We start from the raw sequence: 16,585 nt of genomic DNA, 5'->3' as shown, positions 1-16,585 counted from the left end.
AATATGTAAATGCGATTTATTTTAAAGATTAAATAAAATTGTCGTTACTTTGTACGAACATATCATGTAAATAGCAGTACTATGCAGTTTGAGGCTGGAGAACTATTAAGTAAAATAAACGATCCCTCTGATCTTAAAAAGCTAAAGGAAGACCAATTAGAACAGTTAAGTCAGGAATTACGTCAATTTATTATTGATCAGGTTTCGGTTAATGGTGGTCACTTTGCAGCAAGTTTGGGAGTCGTCGAGTTAACGGTGGCGTTACATTACGTAATGAATACCCCATACGATCAATTGATTTGGGATGTAGGTCATCAGGCTTATGGGCATAAAATCCTAACGGGGCGTCGCGATATATTTCATACAAATCGAATTGAGAACGGAATTTCGGGTTTTCCTAACCGTTTTGAATCTCAATACGATGCATTTGGTGTTGGACACTCGTCAACATCTATTTCTGCAGCATTAGGCATGGCAGTCGCTTCCCAAATAAAGGGTGAAAAGGATCGTCAGCATATCGCGGTTATCGGTGATGGTGCCTTGACTGGTGGAATGGCATTTGAGGCACTGAATCATGCCGGTATTTCGAAATCAAACCTTTTGGTTATTCTGAATGACAACTGCATGTCCATTGACCCTAATGTAGGCGCATTGAAGGAGTATTTGACAAGTATAACAACCTCCAAGCGCTATAATCGTTTTAGAGACGATATCGCAGCTGTATTGACCAAGATTTCGGAAGTTGGTCCAAATGCACTTGGTATTGCCAAAAAATTGGAAAAAAGCATAAAGGGAACTTTATTAAAAAATGCCAATCTCTTTGAATCTTTAAATTTTAGATATTTTGGACCGGTTGATGGGCATGATGTCAAGAAATTGGCTAAGACCCTTGAAGACCTTAAGCATATACCGGGGCCTAAATTATTGCATGCCGTCACCATCAAAGGAAAAGGTTTTGCGCTAGCTGAAAAAGATCAGACGAAATGGCATGCTCCAGGTCTATTCGATAAAATTACGGGTGAGATCAAGAAGTCTTTGAATGATAAACCGGTAGCACCTAAATTTCAAGATGTTTTTGGACATACTTTAGTTGAGCTTGCGGAAGAAAATGATAAGATTGTGGGGATCACGCCTGCAATGCCTTCTGGTTCTTCCATGAACATTATGATGAAAGCTATGCCTGACCGTGCATTTGACGTTGGTATTGCTGAGCAGCATGCAGTTACATTCAGTGCGGGACTCGCAACACAGGGATTATTACCATTCTGTAATATCTATTCGTCGTTTATGCAACGCGCTTATGATCAAGTCATCCATGATGTTGCATTACAAAATCTGAATGTTGTTTTCTGTTTGGATCGTGCGGGAGTGGTCGGTGCGGATGGTGCGACACATCATGGCGCTTATGATATCGCTTTTATGCGCTGTGTTCCAAATATGACGGTTTCTGCGCCGATGAATGAGGAAGAGTTACGAAATTTAATGTATACAGCGCAGTTACCCAATAAAGGTCCGTTTGTTATTAGATATCCTAGAGGAAATGGTGTTATGCCAGACTGGCGTCGCCCATTTACAGAAATAGAAATAGGAAAGGGGCGTCTTATATCAGCAGGTGAGGAGCTTGCTATCTTAAGTTTTGGAGCGATAGGAAATGAAGCTGTTAAAGCGGTACAGCAGTTAAATGAACTGGGAATACATCCAGCGCATTATGATCTTCGATTTGCTAAACCATTGGATGAAGCTTTGCTTCATCAGGTCTTTCAGAAATTTGATAAAATTATCACGGTTGAAGATGGAAGTTTACAGGGGGGCATAGGTTCGGCTGTATTGGAGTTTATGGCCGATCACGGATATCATAGCCAGGTTGTTCGTTTGGGTATTCCGGATAAGATCATTGAGCATGCTGAACAAAATGCACAGTGGAAGCATGCACACTACGATGCTGATGCTATCGTATCAGAAGCCAAAAAACTTTGCAATGGAAAATTGACCAGCTCAATGGTCGGATAAGAGCTATACATTTGAAAAATGAAAAAGGAGATNNATCTCCTTTTTCATTTTTCAAGGGTAGGGATGTTTGAATTTAGAACTCATCTCATCTGTTACAATTTGTTTTTTTCTGTCCTATAATCCGCATTGATTTTTGTTTTAAGGTTGTGCGTAAATAACTTTAATAGTCCTCTGACAATGATGTTAAGTTGGCTTTAAATTCTTATAAATTTAATATTAAAAATATATGAACTAAAGATTGTAATTAGCTATTATTTTGGTTAATTTAGATTTAGACCTTAAGGACTGATAGGTAGTAAGTTTGCTACTTTTTTTGTTCTTTTTTTTGAAATAAATTTGGAATGTTAATAATTATTTTTAGAGATCAATTTTAGCGCTAGTTTTCCACAATTTTACATGGTAAAATACTGATATATAATGTATTATCAATTATTTTATATTTTAGTTTTTTAGCTGATTTTTTTTTGTCATCTTCGTTCTCAGAGAAAGTTATCAACATATTTTTTGTCGCGTATTGTAAATCAACTTATTAACAATTTTAGAATGGAAAAAACGTATTCAAGTGTCTGGAATAATTGTCTTTCGATTATCAAAGATAATATACCAGCACAAAGTTTCAAGACCTGGTTTGAACCTGTGAAAGCAGTCCGTTTGGAGGGTGACGTTTTGACTATTCAAGTGCCTAGCTTATTTTTTTATGAGTGGTTGGAAGAACACTATGTAGGAATTCTTCGCAAGACCGTAAAGAAATTCCTAGGAGAGCAAGGTAGATTGGAATACAATATTGTAGTGGAGAAGTCTTCAGCTTCTCATCCTTATACGACTAATCTTCCATCGAATGGCAATGGAGCAGAAGGGAAAAGGCAATCTATCCCTGTGCCGGTATCTTTAAATAGGGATATCAAAAATCCGTTTGTTATTCCTGGATTGAAAAAATTGCAGGTTGATCCGCAATTGAATCAAAACTATACATTCGAAAATTTTATCGAAGGGGAGTGTAACCGTCTTGCTCGTTCTGCAGGATATGCTGTGGCGAATAAACCGGGCGGTACTTCATTCAACCCTTTGATGATTTATGGTGATGTTGGTTTAGGAAAGACACACCTTGCCCAAGCAATCGGAAATGAAATCAAAAGAAATCTTCCCGATAAACTGGTCATTTATGTGTCTTGTGAAAAATTCTGTCAACAGTTTGTGGATTCATTGAAAAATAACACAATCAATGACTTCGTTAACTTTTATCAAGCAATGGATGTCATCATTATGGATGATGTGCATAATTTTGCTGGTAAAGAAAAAACACAGGATATTTTCTTCCATATTTTTAATCATTTGCATCAATCTGGAAAGCAGATTATTTTAACTTCAGACAAGGCACCTAAGGATTTAGCTGGTTTGGAGGAACGTTTGCTTAGTCGTTTTAAATGGGGATTATCTGCAGATATTCAGATTCCTGATCTTGAGACGAGAATGGCAATTTTGAAGAAGAAGATGTATTCTGACGGTATTGATTTACCTGAAAATGTAGTGGAATATGTCGCAACACAAATCGATAACAGTGTTCGTGAATTGGAAGGAGCTATGGTTTCATTATTGGCTCAATCTACATTGAACAAGAAGGAGATCGATTTGGGTTTAGCAAAATCGATGTTGAAGAACTTTGTGAAGAATACCCATAAGGAAATTTCAATGGACTTTATTCAGAAATTAGTTTGTGAATATTTTGAAGTTCCTGTAGATATGGTAAAGTCGAAAGTTAGGAAGCGTGAAATCGTGCAGGCCAGGCAAATTTCGATGTATTTAGCAAAAGCTCATACCAAATCTTCACTAAAATCGATCGGAGCTTTCTTCGGAGGAAGAGACCACTCGACAGTCATTTATGCATGTCAAACCGTAGAGGATTTAATTGAAACTGACAAGAAATTTAAGACTTATGTAAGTGACATTATGAAAAAATTGAAATCTTAATGTCAATTACCGTAAGCAGTAAACAAAAGGGGCTGTCCAAGATGATTGGATAGCCCTTTTTTAATGCATTTAAGCTCTTGTAAGGTATTAAAAAACCTCTGGACATAATCTATATCCAGAGGTTTTTCATTCTTAATAGAACGATTGTTGTTATTGATTGCTCTGTCCGTTGCCGGATTCGTTTTGTTCAGTTTTTTCTTGAGTCGCAGGAATACTTACTGGGGGTCTCTCTGTGACATATTTCTGATAAGCTGTCTTTTGTTCATCGGTGAGCAGTTGTGCTATCTTAGTATCGGATTCACCTTGAATTTTGGTTATGCTTTCCTTTTTGGCATCAGCTGTAGCTGTCGCGTCCTGGATAACGGCTGCAATAGCCTTTTCTTGGTTTAATACGATGGTTGACACGGCTGTTTTTTGCTCTTCGTTTAATGTTAGCTTTGTCACTAATTCGGTCACCACTTTGGTTGCATTCTCTTCTGGTGTTGTTTGTTGTGCAAATGTTAGGCTCATTGCTAGAAAGAAACCTATACCTGTTAAAAATAGCTTTTTCATGATGTTTAATTTTAGATGAAGTTATTCAATGTTTATTCTCTATTTTTTTCACTATTAACGCATGGGGTCAGTTGTTACTGGTTGTTTTGTCCCAGGGGCTGATTTCGCCGGTCTCTCAGCAATTATTTTTTGGTAAAGTGCTTTTTGATCCTCGGTTAGCAGCTGGCTGACTTTGGTGTCTACCTCGCTTTGAAGCTTATTTAGTGCTTCATTTTTTACTTCAGCAGAGGAGCTACTGTCTTTTGTTATCGTTTGCTCGGTTTTTGCCTGATCCAATAATATCGTTGATACTGCAGTCTTTTGCTCATCATTCAGATTCAGTTTCTGAACAAGTTCAGTTGTTGCTTTTGCCGCAGTTTCCTCCGGAGTACCCTGTTGGGCAAATGTTAGGCTGAGGGCCAAAAAGAATCCGATTCCTGTTAAAATTAGCTTTTTCATATCTATTGTATTTAAAAAGTTACAATTAAACTGTTTTACTATAAAACTTGGAATTGGTATTTATATTGTATTAAAGTTGTTACTTTAACAAATTTTTAACACAGGATAATGTGTTAATAGATTGTAAAACAATATGTTGGTTTTGTTTTAGAATAAACAAAACAAGGTAACGATGATTTATCCGATGCCGGATATCTTGTTCGGCGCGATCACCTCGTGATGATTAAAATATACTGCATTGACTAAGACTTGTATGGGTAAATAATGATATACACAAAATAGATACAAGCAATAAAAAAGGCCCCTGTACATAAAACAAGAGCCTTTCTTTAAAAGTATTTTAATCATTAATTATCGGAACGTCTAGACATTCTTTCCTTCATTTTTTCTTGTTGTTCGTCAAATAACTTACCTTGTTCTGGACTAAGCCAAGATTTGATCTTAGCTGTTTGTATTTCCTGAAGCTGTTTATATTTTTCCATATTGGCCTTACGATCTCCCCCATCGTTTCGAAGAGCAGCCCGTTTTTGCGCTTGAGTCAATGTAAGGTTATAAATCGAATCTTTTTGTGTTTGATTGAGGCTAAGTAATTTGTCAAGATGCTCTACACGCATTTTAGCTTGTTCCTCAGGACTGCGTTGTTGACGTTGTTGCGCAAAAACTCCTGTAGCGCTTAATAATAAACAGGCTACTGCCATTAAAATTTTCTTTTTCATCTTTGTATAGTTTATATCATGAATGCCAATCATTGTAATTGAGCACTCTATTTGTTTATTGTCCATCCCTATGGACCGAAAAGACTTTTAAGTAGTTTCGTTTACCTATTGAATATAAATTTGAGGAAAAAGTTTAGTATAGCAATTTATCTTAACAAAATTTAAGGTTGATTAACACTTTGAGCTACTGCATTATGGATTGTTTTAAGGAATAGTTCTTTATGGATAGGATCATGAAATTGTAGGCCTATTGGAAGATAGACCAAATCAATAGCCGCCAATTGTTGTTGAAATGGTTTTAACCGCTGAAAGTCTTTTTCGGTAGTCAACAGCATTTTGTTACTACTAGCTAGGCTTCGGTAGGATTTTGTAATTTGTTCAATATCTGATTCACTAAAAGTATGATGATCCCCAAAAGATAGGTGTTTGACCAAATTTGCCTTCTTTTTGATATAATCCACGAGCGGTTGCGGTTTGGCAATGCCTGTAACCAAAATAACATCGCTGTCGTTGAAATCGATCGTATTTCCGACGCTGTCAATGGCTTGAAAGTAATTTATATGGCTAAAAGTAATTAATGCGTTCTTATTATAGCGTCTGATTTTACGTTCTATACGCTTTTTATCAGGGTTCGAGAGATCTATTGGACATTTGGTAATTGTTATAATCTGCGCCCGTTTGGCTTCAATCAGTAAGTCCCTAAAGTTTCCTGTAGGAAAAACAAACATGGGACTACCAAATGATAAAAAATCAAACAATAGAATATTAAAAAGCGGCGATAATTTTCGATGCTGATAGGCATCATCCAGAATAATCAGTTGATGATCTGATTGAAGTTTTTCTATTCCCGTACAGCGGTCTTCACAAACCGCAACGGTAACCGATGGAAATTTATTTTTGAATTGTAAGGGTTCATCGCCAACATTGTTTGCTAGCGAATCGGTCTTTACCAAATGAAATCCGCTAGTCACCCGCCCATAGCCTCGACTAAGTATTGCTGTTTTATACTGATCTTTGAGGCTTGAAACAACAAATTCAGTCATTGGGCTTTTTCCTGTACCTCCGACAGAAAGGTTACCGATTACAATCGTGGGAATTTCAAATGACTTTGAGCTGAGCAGCTTGAAATCGTATAGTCTATTTCTTAGCCATACGATTAAGCCGTATAGGATCGAAAAGGGGAATAATAGATAACGTAAAAAAGCAATCATTTTGGAATAACCGTTAGTCCGACGTCGGTGATTTCTTTCAACGGATTTTCCTTCATATTCTGCATGATGGAAATAGTATACATACCTGTATCCGGAAATAGGTAATCTTTATGGATTATGGATTGGTTATTATATAAGCTCCCTGAGGATTTTCCGAGCCATTTTCCATCGGATCGAGCCATTTTTATTTCTTTGCGGAAAATAGATTGCTTCTTATCTGGACCACGTTGGTAAATCAGGATAAAAAGGTTCGAAAAGGCATATTCCGGTGTATGACGAACATCCATTAATACATCATATCGTTTGGTTTTATCACTAATATGAAATTGAAAGCTAGGCGGTGATGTATTCAACCAAGCTTTATTATCAATGGGTTTGTTATCATTTATAATGGAAGTCTGTTCACAAGAACCCCCTATGCAAATACATAATATACCAATAAGAAATGGTGTGCGTTTGAGTCTCATGTTTATTTATAAAAAGAATATGCCTAATGGGTTAAAATTAGGCATATTTTTTTTTATTCTGCTTTTGGAGCAGCATTGTTGTTATTACCTTTGTTTTTATTCCGATTGCGGTTAAAACGTTTCTTTGGTCTATTCCCACCTTCTTTATTGTCTTTATTCACCGTAGGTGCTGTAGAATCGTTCGCTACCTGAGGTTTTCCTCCTTGTTTGGGTGGATTTGGGTCCGACTTTTCAGTCTTTTGTCCAGCCTTATTTTCCGGTTTGACTGTGTTGCTTTTTGATTTTCTTTTTTTCTTTCTTTTATTCCGATCATCAAGTCGCGTTAAGCTATCTTGGCCGACCACATTTTCATAATCGTAGTTGATATTTTTCTCTTCTCTGACTTCATCGTTATCTACTGCACTCGAAATAGCTTCCGGTTTGATTCCCTGCTTATTCATTTCGACAAGCTCTTTGACTTGTTGAACGGGGATGGCAATCCAATTTTCAGCTCCAGGAAAAGAGAACCACATCATTTTCTTGAAGATATCGGTCTTTTGAAGATAAGCAACTCCTTTTTGTGTTTCGATGCGGTCGATATTATTGGGGATGTCTTTTAAAGCATCCATGTAGCTATCCAATTCATAATTGAGACAGCATTTTAATTTTCCGCATTGGCCCGCTAATTTTAACGTATTCAACGAAAGATTTTGATAACGTGCTGCCGATGTAGAAACCGTTTTGAAATCCGTTAACCAGGTTGAACAGCAAAGTTCGCGACCACAGGAGCCGATGCCACCGAGGCGGCTAGCTTCTTGTCGCATACCTATCTGGCGCATTTCTATGCGTATCCTGAAAGATTCGGCCATTTTTTTGATAAGCTCACGGAAATCCACGCGGCCCTCAGCTGTGTAGTAGAAGGTAGCCTTGGTTTTATCACCCTGGTAGTCAACATCAGAAATCTTCATGGACAAACCCAGGTCCAAAGCCAGTTTACGGGCTTTGTGCATCGTTTCCCATTCGAGATCTTTTGCTGCGTTATACTTCTCTACATCCATTTCATTGGGCTTCCGATAGATTTTTTTAGTTACCATTTCTGGGGTAACATTGTTCTTTTTTAATTGTAGTCTGACCAATTCACCTGTTAAGGAGACATGTCCGACATCATAGCCACCGGTAGAAGGTTCTACGACCACCATTTCCCCCATTTCTAGGTAGGTATTGTCTACATTAATAAAGAAATCTTTTCGTGATCCCTTGAATCGTACTTCGACGATATTAAATGGTTTATAGTTTGAAGGCATATCCATATCGGAAAGCCAGTCATATACATCTAATTTATTACATCCGCTAGTCATGCAAGAGCCATTGTTCTGACATCCTGCCGGTGTACCATTTGTCGTGGTAGTACCGCAACCTCCGCCGGATGAGCAACTGCCACATCCCATAGTTTTCTATTTATATATATTGAGTTCCTTTCGGAAACGTTTTGTACTTGTATATTAATGTTAACTGCAAAGATAAATCTAAAAATAATATTTTGGGATTTGCATTTCTTTCTACAAAATAATGTGTTTCCTCAAATAGATTTATTGTTGCTTCAATTTGTTCAACGGTATAGTGTACTGCAAATTTCTGAACAAAATCCAATTCTTTGGCCGGTAAGAACACTAAACTGGAAAGCCCTTCTTTGATTAATATAATTTGACGCATCATATTAATTGCATAAAAAAGAAAGCTTTTTTGGTTTTCTCGCCCCATTTTTGAGAGTTCTTCTTCCACTAACGAGATCATATTGGTTCCAGCATCTGAAACAATGAAACGCAACCAATTGACTAAAATGCCAAAATGATTATTTGTTTGCGATTGAATTTGATTCATGGCTTCTTGCAGGTTTCCATCCGCTATAAACGCAATTTCAGCTGATTCCTGATCCGAAAGATGATATACGCTCTTGAGATGTTGTGCGACCTCCATGTGATCCAACTTCTTTATTTTGACCAATTGCGTACGTGATATGATCGTATTTAATATTTTGTCCTGATTTTCTGCAACTAGAATAAAGAGCGTTTTTTCAGGTGGTTCTTCGATTAACTTTAACAGCGCATTGCCTTGTGTGTCCAAGTATTCGGGCAACCACATAATTAAAACTTTATATTCCGCTTCAAAGGACTTTAGGCTTAATTTTTTGATGATACCATGCGCCTCTGCAATATTGATATTCACCTGTTTATTGTCCGCATCCAACTGATTGCGCCAATATTCCAGTCCCATGTAGGGATTGGATAGAAAAGATTTTCGCCAGCTGTCCGCATAATCTGTTGCTGTATCTTCCTTATGCTTGGCTATAAAAGGATACGACATGTGAAGATCAGGGTGGATCAGTTTGCTATATTTTCGACACGATGGACATTCGCCACAACTGTCTGTCAATTGCCGGTTTTCGCAATTCAAAAACTGCGCATAAGCATAAGCAAGAGCAAGGCTGCCTGAACCCTCAGGACCAAGAAATAATTGCGCGTGACTCACACGGTTTTCTTGAACTGTGCGAACTAAATGTTCCTTGATGTCTTTGTGCCCAATGATCTCTTTAAACTGCATACAATACTGCTATTATACAAATGTAATAAATATTGTGATTTATTGGGCCCAATTTGCTTTCTATACTTTTGGCGCTGTGCTTATTAATTGAAATACAATTGCTTATTTGAACGATTGAAATCGCCTGATGTGGAAAGAAAGGCGCCCATAAAACTGAAAAATATTGATTAATTTGTGTATTATTGCACATAATAATTAGTATTCAGGAAATGAGATTCATTGTATCAACATCAATTTTATTAAAGCAGTTACAAGCTATCAATGGTGCATCCAGTACAAGTACTGTTTTGCCAATCTTGGAAAACTTTCTTTTTGAAATAAAAGACAATAATTTGACTATTTCTGCTACGGATCTGCAAACAAGTATGGTTACTTCTTTACAGATCGAAGCAAAGGAAGAGGGAAGAGTAGCCATGCCGTCGAAGATTTTGATCGAGACATTAAAAACTTTGCCAGATCAACCAGTAGCATTTTCAGTAGACATGAATACCTTGGCTATTGAGATCAGTGCCGGTGATGGGAAATATAAATTGAGTGGAGAGAATGCTGACGATTTTCCTAAAATTCCTTCAATAGATAATGGTTCAGTCATTCAGATGCCAGCGCCTATTCTGTCTGAAGCAATCAGTAAGACGATCTTTGCCGTCAGTAATGATGAGTTGAGGCCTGCTATGTCTGGTGTTTTGGTCCAATTAGCTGAAAAGAATGTGACTTTTGTCTCTACTGATGCGCACAAGTTAGTGCGTTATTCAAGAACGGATATCGGAGCGGAGAAACCCGCATCCCTTATTTTACCGAAAAAAGCACTTTCTTTACTTAAATCTTCATTGCCATCCGATGATATTACAGTATCTATTGAATATAATCAAACCAATGCATTCTTTAGCTTTGGTAATATCAATTTGATCTGTCGGTTGATTGATGAGCGTTACCCCGATTATGCTGCTGTAATTCCTCAAGTCAATCCAAATAAGTTGACTGTCGATAGACTATTGTTTTTAAATACATTGAGACGGGTGGTGATTTTCGCTAATAAAACCACACATCAGGTTCGCCTAAAGATCTCGGGTAGTGAATTGCATATCTCTGCAGAAGATCTTGATTTCTCGAATGAAGCGCATGAACGTTTATCCTGTCAATTTGAAGGCGATGATATGGAAATTGGTTTCAACGCTAAATTCTTGGTCGAGATGTTAAATAACTTGGAAAGTGAAGAAGTTGTTTTGGAGATGAGTACGCCAAATCGTGCTGGTTTATTGATTCCGGCTGTATCTGAAGATCATGAAGATATTTTGATGTTGGTGATGCCGGTTATGTTAAACAACGCTTAATCGTCTTTTCGCTTTGGAAATAGTTACGCATCTTATTGACTTTATTCTCCATATCGATAAACATTTGGTTGAAATAGTCAATGATTATCAGACTTGGACATACCTTATTCTGTTTCTCATCATTTTTGTAGAAACTGGAGTGGTTGTAATGCCTTTTTTACCGGGAGATTCGTTGTTGTTTGCTGCAGGTATGCTTGCCGCACAACCGAATGATCTTAACGTATGGTTGATGATTCTCATTTTATTGATCGCCGCAGTTTCTGGGGATTCCTTAAATTATGCTATCGGTAAACATTTTGGTATGCGCCTTACAAGATTTAAGCTCTTTGGTAAACAGGTTGTCAAAGACGAGCAAATTGCCAAAACACATTCTTTTTATGAGAAATATGGCAGTAAAACAATTGTTATCGCTCGCTTTGTACCAATCGTACGGACCTTGGCGCCTTTTGTTGGTGGTATTGGAAGGATGAATTATGGTACTTTCATTACCTATAATGTCGTAGGTGCCGTCTTGTGGGTGGGAGGTATAACCCTAGCAGGATACTTTTTAGGAAATATCCCTATTATAAGAGATAACTTCTCGAAGGTCGTATTGATTATTATTTTTATATCCATATTGCCAATAATCTTCGAGCTTGTAAAAGAAAAGATAAAAACTAAAAAGGGAATCCAATAAGATTCCCTTTTTTTATAGATCAAAAAAATGGAATTCATTTCACAGCTTATTGATTTTATCCTGCATATCGATCAGCATCTATTGCAACTGATCAATAGTTATGAAAATTGGACTTATCTGATTTTGTTTTTAATCATTTTTGCGGAGACAGGATTTGTTGTTACCCCATTCCTCCCTGGTGACTCCGTTTTATTTGCCTTGGGAGCAATCATTGCCCGTCCGGATTGTCAGCTTTCCTTACCATTATTTATAGTCATTCTTATTTTTGCCGCTATCTTCGGTGATTTTGTGAATTATGAAATTGGCAAATATTTTGGAGTTCGGGTTTTTAAGCCTGGATCAAGGTTATTTAAACCGGCTTATCTGCAAAAAACGCAAGATTTCTATGCTAAGCATGGAACAAGGACTATTGTATATGCCCGATTCGTACCGATTATAAGGACTTTTGCACCATTTGTGGCAGGCATTGGCCGTATGCCCTATACAACCTTCGGGAAATATAATATACTTGGGGGCATATTATGGGTTTCGTTATTTATTTTGGCTGGCTATTATTTTGGACAAATACCATTTTTTAAGCATAATTTTTCCCTTGTTATTTTGGCGGTTATCTTTATTAGCTTAATACCCATGCTTATACAGTTTTTTTCGCAGACAAAAACAAAAAAAGATTAAACGTTACATACTAAATGCAGTCTTTTAAGGTTAAAGGATTGGTACGAAATATCCCTATTAAAAAGTACAAACATTGCCTATAAACAAGAGGTTAGACTCTATAAAAGCGAAGGGGAGACGATAGTTTGGATATCTCGTCAGCTCACTCAAGAAGATATTATTTACGTATGAACTATTTGGTTTTAGCATTTATCCTGCTTTTTACACAGTCTATTTTTGCCCAACGTATCGTTGTCGATCATCATCAGGCGACCGAGGCCTATGAATTACTGAACAAAATCCGTACGAATCCAGAACGGTATAAGAAAGAGCTGAAGCTCTTCAACTTGCAGAAGATTAAACGGACCAAACTCAATTGGAATAAGGAGTTGGCGGAGGTTGCAGTTTATCGGGCAAAAGATATGGCCAAGCGCTCCTATTTTGACAATGTTTCACCTGAGGGGTATGGACCAAATTATTTCATTGACGAAGCCGGATATCAACTTAACCCAACATGGCTGTCCAAACGAAATGCAAACAATTTTGAGTCTATTGCGGCCAACCGATCTAGTGCTACCGCTGGCATTAAGGCTCTAATTATTGGAAAGGAAGCTCCGGGTTATCATCATCGCACACATTTACTGGGCATGGATCAGTGGAATGCTTCGCTATACGATGTCGGAATTGGTTACGTCGAGTGTAAAGGTGCCAAACCTTATGAAAGTTATTTAGTTGTTATCATAGCCAAGCACGACTGGTAGATAAATGAAAGGTAATTTGGGGAGTATCAGCAATTAATCGACGCAGGGTATTCAATTTTTACTGAAAAGTCATACCTTTGCATATGATAAAATCCATGACAGGATATGGCACGGCTTCCGCTGATAACGGTAAAGTTAAATATAGTGTCGAAATAAAGTCCTTAAATTCAAAATTCCTTGAATTAAATCTTCGCTTGCCCAAAGTTGTTTCGGACAAAGAATTGACCCTGCGCACTGAGAGCAGTAAACTTATTGAGCGTGGTAAAGTGAACATGAATGTAACTGTTGAATACACGGATCAAACGGCGAAGGCATCTTCTATTAATGCTGATTTACTCAAAAAATATTACAGTCAATTGCAGCAGATCGCTTTGGAACTTAACGATACCAATGTCAATCTGTTTGAACTGGCGTTAAATATGCCTGAGGTAATTACCAATAATGATGATTCCGTTGATGACGAAGAATCCAAAGTGTTGATGGATGCTTTCTATGATGCGGTCAAACGTTTTACTACATTTCGTGAAGACGAGGGTAATGTGCTTGCTGGAGATTTAAAGAAGCGCGCGGAGCTTATTTTAACTTACCTTGGAGAAGTAGAGGCCTTAGAAGTAGAACGTATTCCTTTGATCAGACAGCGTATTGAACAATTTTTAAATGATACGGTGGGTAAAGATAATGTGGATCAGAACCGATTTGAACAGGAGTTGGTTTACTACATTGACAAATTGGATGTGACCGAAGAAAAAGTCCGATTGCGCGCCCATTGCAATTACTTTTTAAAGGCATTTGATTCTGCGGATTCAAACGGGAAAAAATTGGGATTTATTTCACAAGAAATGGGGCGGGAGATCAATACCTTAGGTTCCAAAGCTAACCATGCCGGCATTCAACAGATCGTGGTCAGAATGAAAGAAGAATTGGAAAAAATAAAAGAGCAATTGCTCAACGTATTATAAGAATGAGCGGTAAATTAATTATATTCTCGGCACCATCGGGAGCTGGAAAAACGACAATAGTAAGAGATCTTTTAAGTAAACACGGTGATAAGATTGAATTTTCCATTTCAGCAAGTACACGTGATCCAAGAGGGCAGGAGGTAAATGGAAAGGACTACTATTTTATGTCGAAAGAAGAATTTTTGCATAAGGTAGCAAAACAGGAGTTTATCGAATTTGAGGAAGTATATTCAGGGACTTTCTATGGTACTTTGCGTTCAGAAATTGAGCGTATTTGGAAAGAAGGTAAACATGTTATTTTTGATATCGACGTTGTCGGTGGATTACGTTTGAAATCAAAATTCCCAGAACAGGCAATTTCTATTTTCGTACAACCGCCATCATTGGAGGTGCTTAAGGAGCGTTTGACAGGACGTGGAACGGATTCGGAAGAAAAGCTGAAAGAGCGTTTTGCGAAAGCAGAATTGGAACTTACCTATGCCAATAAATTTGATGTCATATTGAACAATTTTGATTTAGCTACAGCATGTGCCGATGCGGAAGAAATTGTCATGGGATTTATCAATAAATAAGTTCATGCGAAAGATTGGTTTGTTTTTTGGTTCTTTTAATCCGGTGCATATAGGGCATTTGATTATAGCTAACTATATGGCCAATTTTACTGGACTTGACGAAGTTTGGTTTGTGGTCTCTCCACAGAATCCATTTAAAAAGAAGTCCACCTTAGCAGACCCTTATGACCGTTTGGAAATGCTAAATCTGGCTTTGGAAGACTGTGATCATTTGAAAGTAAGTGACATTGAATTCCATTTGCCAATACCATCGTATACCATCGATACCTTAACGCATCTTAGCGAGAAATATCCAAACCGGGAATTTGTGCTACTTATGGGACAAGACAATTTGGAATCGCTGGAAAAGTGGAAGAATGCGGATATTATCTTGCGTGATTACCAGATTTATGTTTATCCTAGACCAGGGTTCGATAATGAAAAATTTAAAGACCATCCCGCTATCACGATGACCGACACCCCACTAATGGAATTATCCTCTACCTTTTTGCGAAATGCAATCAAGGAAAACAAGAATATTCAATTCTTTACACCTAAAAAGGTGATTGAATTTATTGATAAGAAAGGTTTATATTCTTGATATAAATGGAAGTAAATGAAGCATGATATCCCCGGGTTTTATTAAATCCGGGGATTTTTGTTTGTAGGTATCTCAAGAAAATATTAAGGAATAATTTTTGCAGGAATAATATTTCACTTTTAAGCTCAGATAAGACGATCTTTAATGAATAATTAAAATAGCCTGGAAATAAAAGCAATCATTCGTGAGAACCTGTTTTTTTACCTATCAGGCTTGTTTAGTTAGCGGTATGAGTCTCAAGTTTAATTCTGGGCTTTTTGGGGAGGTTTATGATAGAGAAAAATATATTAATTCGTATGCTATGAGAAAAATCGTTTTATTGTTTATGTGTTTCGTGTATTGGGGGACCGGTTTGGCACAGACGGATAGTGCGGATGACAATAGTCTTTTTATGGATCCCGCTGCTATTGAGCTGCGGAGCAAAATGACCATACCGCCTTACGGTTTGGACAAAGTAAAAGCATTAATTTCAACAATAATCCCCGAAGAAGATAAGGAAACAACAGATGCGGGAATAAATGCGATTTCAGCCGTTGATTTTAAAAAGCTAACGCTGCGTGAAAAGTTCACCTATACCATGATTCATGCCGAGCTATATGCGCAAAATTGTGCTATACCCGAGTATCAGACACAGATCGACAAAAAAATATTTGCTACATTATTGGACGGCTTTAATGAATCCTCTTGGTCGCAAAGACAGACTGATTTTTTGCAGGAAAATAGGGATTCGGTGATGAAGCTTATTCAGGAATCTGTTGTCCGGAGCAAACGGATGGGGGTAAATTATAAGCATGCCATAGTGGAGATTAATGGCTGGCGGATGATCCCTTTTATTGTTGATTATGCCAAGAAAACACCAAAGGATAAAGATGCATTGACGTTGCTGTTATTACTGATGAAACGTGGTGAATACAGTGAATTTATAAAATCCAGTTCATTTAAAAAGTTGTATGGAGAGGACAGTAATTATTATTCGTATATAAATTACAACAAAGAAAATGAGGCGCTGATCTTTAGTCGGGCGCTTAAATATTACGATAAGAAAAAAAGCAAGTAGTGCAGTTGGATTTTTAGTATTCGAAACGTCAAATTTGTATTATAACAAACGGC

Annotated in this window: 17 protein-coding genes; 10 read left to right on the top strand and 7 right to left on the bottom strand. The window is 37.4% G+C overall.

Going from position 1 to position 16,585, the window contains the following annotated elements; translation table 11 throughout:
* The first annotated feature begins 81 nt into the window (after nt 1–81).
* Together dxs and dnaA are read left to right on the top strand one after the other, a co-directional pair.
* On the top strand, nt 82–2,010 hold the full coding sequence (gene dxs / locus B3600_RS20230) for a 1-deoxy-D-xylulose-5-phosphate synthase (protein ID WP_286709791.1): 1,929 nt from the start codon (nt 82–84) through the stop codon (nt 2,008–2,010).
* Nucleotides 2,011–2,553: 543 nt separating this feature from the next.
* Complete coding sequence (gene dnaA / locus B3600_RS20225) at nt 2,554–3,978, top strand: chromosomal replication initiator protein DnaA (RefSeq protein WP_046672557.1); 1,425 nt, start codon at nt 2,554–2,556, stop codon at nt 3,976–3,978.
* A gap of 150 nt (nt 3,979–4,128) precedes the next feature.
* On the opposite strand, the gene B3600_RS20220 is transcribed toward dnaA, so the two are convergent.
* From B3600_RS20220 to B3600_RS20190, 7 genes are all read right to left on the bottom strand, one after another.
* Complete coding sequence (locus tag B3600_RS20220) at nt 4,129–4,530, bottom strand: hypothetical protein (protein ID WP_070562646.1); 402 nt, start codon at nt 4,528–4,530, stop codon at nt 4,129–4,131.
* 54 nt (nt 4,531–4,584) lie between these two features.
* Nucleotides 4,585–4,968 carry a hypothetical protein gene (locus tag B3600_RS20215; RefSeq protein WP_286754206.1) on the bottom strand — a complete coding sequence of 128 codons (384 nt, stop codon included), beginning with the start codon at nt 4,966–4,968 and terminating at the stop codon, nt 4,585–4,587.
* A gap of 347 nt (nt 4,969–5,315) precedes the next feature.
* On the bottom strand, nt 5,316–5,684 hold the full coding sequence (locus B3600_RS20210) for a hypothetical protein (protein ID WP_286754205.1): 369 nt from the start codon (nt 5,682–5,684) through the stop codon (nt 5,316–5,318).
* 161 nt (nt 5,685–5,845) lie between these two features.
* Entirely contained in the window at nt 5,846–6,895 is a 1,050-nt protein-coding gene (lpxK, locus tag B3600_RS20205; RefSeq protein ID WP_286754204.1) for a tetraacyldisaccharide 4'-kinase, read from the bottom strand.
* Complete coding sequence (locus tag B3600_RS20200) at nt 6,892–7,362, bottom strand: gliding motility lipoprotein GldH (RefSeq protein ID WP_286709788.1); 471 nt, start codon at nt 7,360–7,362, stop codon at nt 6,892–6,894. The genes lpxK and B3600_RS20200 overlap by 4 nt, the downstream gene beginning before the upstream one ends.
* Nucleotides 7,363–7,415: 53 nt before the next feature.
* Nucleotides 7,416–8,789, bottom strand: coding sequence for a PSP1 domain-containing protein (locus B3600_RS20195; protein ID WP_286754203.1), 1,374 nt, complete (start codon nt 8,787–8,789; stop codon nt 7,416–7,418).
* A 10-nt stretch (nt 8,790–8,799) separates the two neighbouring features.
* Entirely contained in the window at nt 8,800–9,942 is a 1,143-nt protein-coding gene (locus B3600_RS20190; protein ID WP_070562628.1) for an ATP-binding protein, read from the bottom strand.
* Nucleotides 9,943–10,151: 209 nt separating this feature from the next.
* On the opposite strand from B3600_RS20190, the gene dnaN reads away from it, so the two are divergent.
* The 8 genes from dnaN to B3600_RS20150 all read left to right on the top strand — a co-directional run bounded on the left by dnaN (nt 10,152) and on the right by B3600_RS20150 (nt 16,532).
* Nucleotides 10,152–11,273 carry a DNA polymerase III subunit beta gene (gene dnaN, locus B3600_RS20185; protein WP_046672565.1) on the top strand — a complete coding sequence of 374 codons (1,122 nt, stop codon included), beginning with the start codon at nt 10,152–10,154 and terminating at the stop codon, nt 11,271–11,273.
* 13 nt (nt 11,274–11,286) lie between these two features.
* Nucleotides 11,287–11,949, top strand: a complete 663-nt coding sequence (locus B3600_RS20180; protein WP_083295820.1) for a DedA family protein — start codon at nt 11,287–11,289, stop codon at nt 11,947–11,949.
* Nucleotides 11,950–11,976: 27 nt separating this feature from the next.
* On the top strand, nt 11,977–12,624 hold the full coding sequence (locus tag B3600_RS20175; protein WP_070562625.1) for a DedA family protein: 648 nt from the start codon (nt 11,977–11,979) through the stop codon (nt 12,622–12,624).
* Nucleotides 12,625–12,791: 167 nt separating this feature from the next.
* Nucleotides 12,792–13,364: a CAP domain-containing protein gene (locus B3600_RS20170; protein WP_286754202.1), complete on the top strand. Its 573-nt coding sequence runs from the start codon at nt 12,792–12,794 to the stop codon at nt 13,362–13,364.
* 83 nt (nt 13,365–13,447) lie between these two features.
* Nucleotides 13,448–14,323 carry a YicC/YloC family endoribonuclease gene (locus B3600_RS20165; protein WP_112375171.1) on the top strand — a complete coding sequence of 292 codons (876 nt, stop codon included), beginning with the start codon at nt 13,448–13,450 and terminating at the stop codon, nt 14,321–14,323.
* Nucleotides 14,324–14,325: 2 nt separating this feature from the next.
* A complete protein-coding gene (gene gmk / locus B3600_RS20160; RefSeq protein ID WP_070562620.1) occupies nt 14,326–14,895 on the top strand; it encodes a guanylate kinase in 570 nt (189 codons plus the stop codon).
* Between the two features lie 4 nt (nt 14,896–14,899).
* Complete coding sequence (gene nadD / locus B3600_RS20155) at nt 14,900–15,475, top strand: nicotinate (nicotinamide) nucleotide adenylyltransferase (RefSeq protein WP_070562618.1); 576 nt, start codon at nt 14,900–14,902, stop codon at nt 15,473–15,475.
* Between the two features lie 301 nt (nt 15,476–15,776).
* Nucleotides 15,777–16,532 carry a hypothetical protein gene (locus tag B3600_RS20150; protein WP_286754201.1) on the top strand — a complete coding sequence of 252 codons (756 nt, stop codon included), beginning with the start codon at nt 15,777–15,779 and terminating at the stop codon, nt 16,530–16,532.
* Nucleotides 16,533–16,585 lie beyond the last annotated feature (53 nt).

The organism is Sphingobacterium sp. UBA2480 (assembly GCF_002341965.1).
In the GTDB taxonomy this organism is placed as follows: domain Bacteria; phylum Bacteroidota; class Bacteroidia; order Sphingobacteriales; family Sphingobacteriaceae; genus Sphingobacterium; species Sphingobacterium multivorum.
Note: the sequence above shows the minus strand (reverse complement) of the source record. Positions and strands in the feature narration are given on the sequence as shown.

Excerpts from the sequence above, each read along its gene's own strand:
- dxs (WP_286709791.1), top strand. The coding sequence starts at position 82 with ATGCAGTTTGAGGCTGGAGAACTATTAAGTAAAATAAACGATCCCTCT.
- B3600_RS20195 (WP_286754203.1), bottom strand. The coding sequence starts at position 8,789 with ATGGGATGTGGCAGTTGCTCATCCGGCGGAGGTTGCGGTACTACCACG.
- B3600_RS20190 (WP_070562628.1), bottom strand. The coding sequence starts at position 9,942 with ATGCAGTTTAAAGAGATCATTGGGCACAAAGACATCAAGGAACATTTA.
- B3600_RS20170 (WP_286754202.1), top strand. The coding sequence starts at position 12,792 with ATGAACTATTTGGTTTTAGCATTTATCCTGCTTTTTACACAGTCTATT.
- B3600_RS20175 (WP_070562625.1), top strand. The coding sequence starts at position 11,977 with ATGGAATTCATTTCACAGCTTATTGATTTTATCCTGCATATCGATCAG.
- lpxK (WP_286754204.1), bottom strand. The coding sequence starts at position 6,895 with ATGATTGCTTTTTTACGTTATCTATTATTCCCCTTTTCGATCCTATAC.
- nadD (WP_070562618.1), top strand. The coding sequence starts at position 14,900 with ATGCGAAAGATTGGTTTGTTTTTTGGTTCTTTTAATCCGGTGCATATA.
- B3600_RS20215 (WP_286754206.1), bottom strand. The coding sequence starts at position 4,968 with ATGAAAAAGCTAATTTTAACAGGAATCGGATTCTTTTTGGCCCTCAGC.
- dnaA (WP_046672557.1), top strand. The coding sequence starts at position 2,554 with ATGGAAAAAACGTATTCAAGTGTCTGGAATAATTGTCTTTCGATTATC.
- dnaN (WP_046672565.1), top strand. The coding sequence starts at position 10,152 with ATGAGATTCATTGTATCAACATCAATTTTATTAAAGCAGTTACAAGCT.
- B3600_RS20165 (WP_112375171.1), top strand. The coding sequence starts at position 13,448 with ATGATAAAATCCATGACAGGATATGGCACGGCTTCCGCTGATAACGGT.
- B3600_RS20220 (WP_070562646.1), bottom strand. The coding sequence starts at position 4,530 with ATGAAAAAGCTATTTTTAACAGGTATAGGTTTCTTTCTAGCAATGAGC.
- B3600_RS20210 (WP_286754205.1), bottom strand. The coding sequence starts at position 5,684 with ATGAAAAAGAAAATTTTAATGGCAGTAGCCTGTTTATTATTAAGCGCT.
- B3600_RS20200 (WP_286709788.1), bottom strand. The coding sequence starts at position 7,362 with ATGAGACTCAAACGCACACCATTTCTTATTGGTATATTATGTATTTGC.
- gmk (WP_070562620.1), top strand. The coding sequence starts at position 14,326 with ATGAGCGGTAAATTAATTATATTCTCGGCACCATCGGGAGCTGGAAAA.
- B3600_RS20150 (WP_286754201.1), top strand. The coding sequence starts at position 15,777 with ATGAGAAAAATCGTTTTATTGTTTATGTGTTTCGTGTATTGGGGGACC.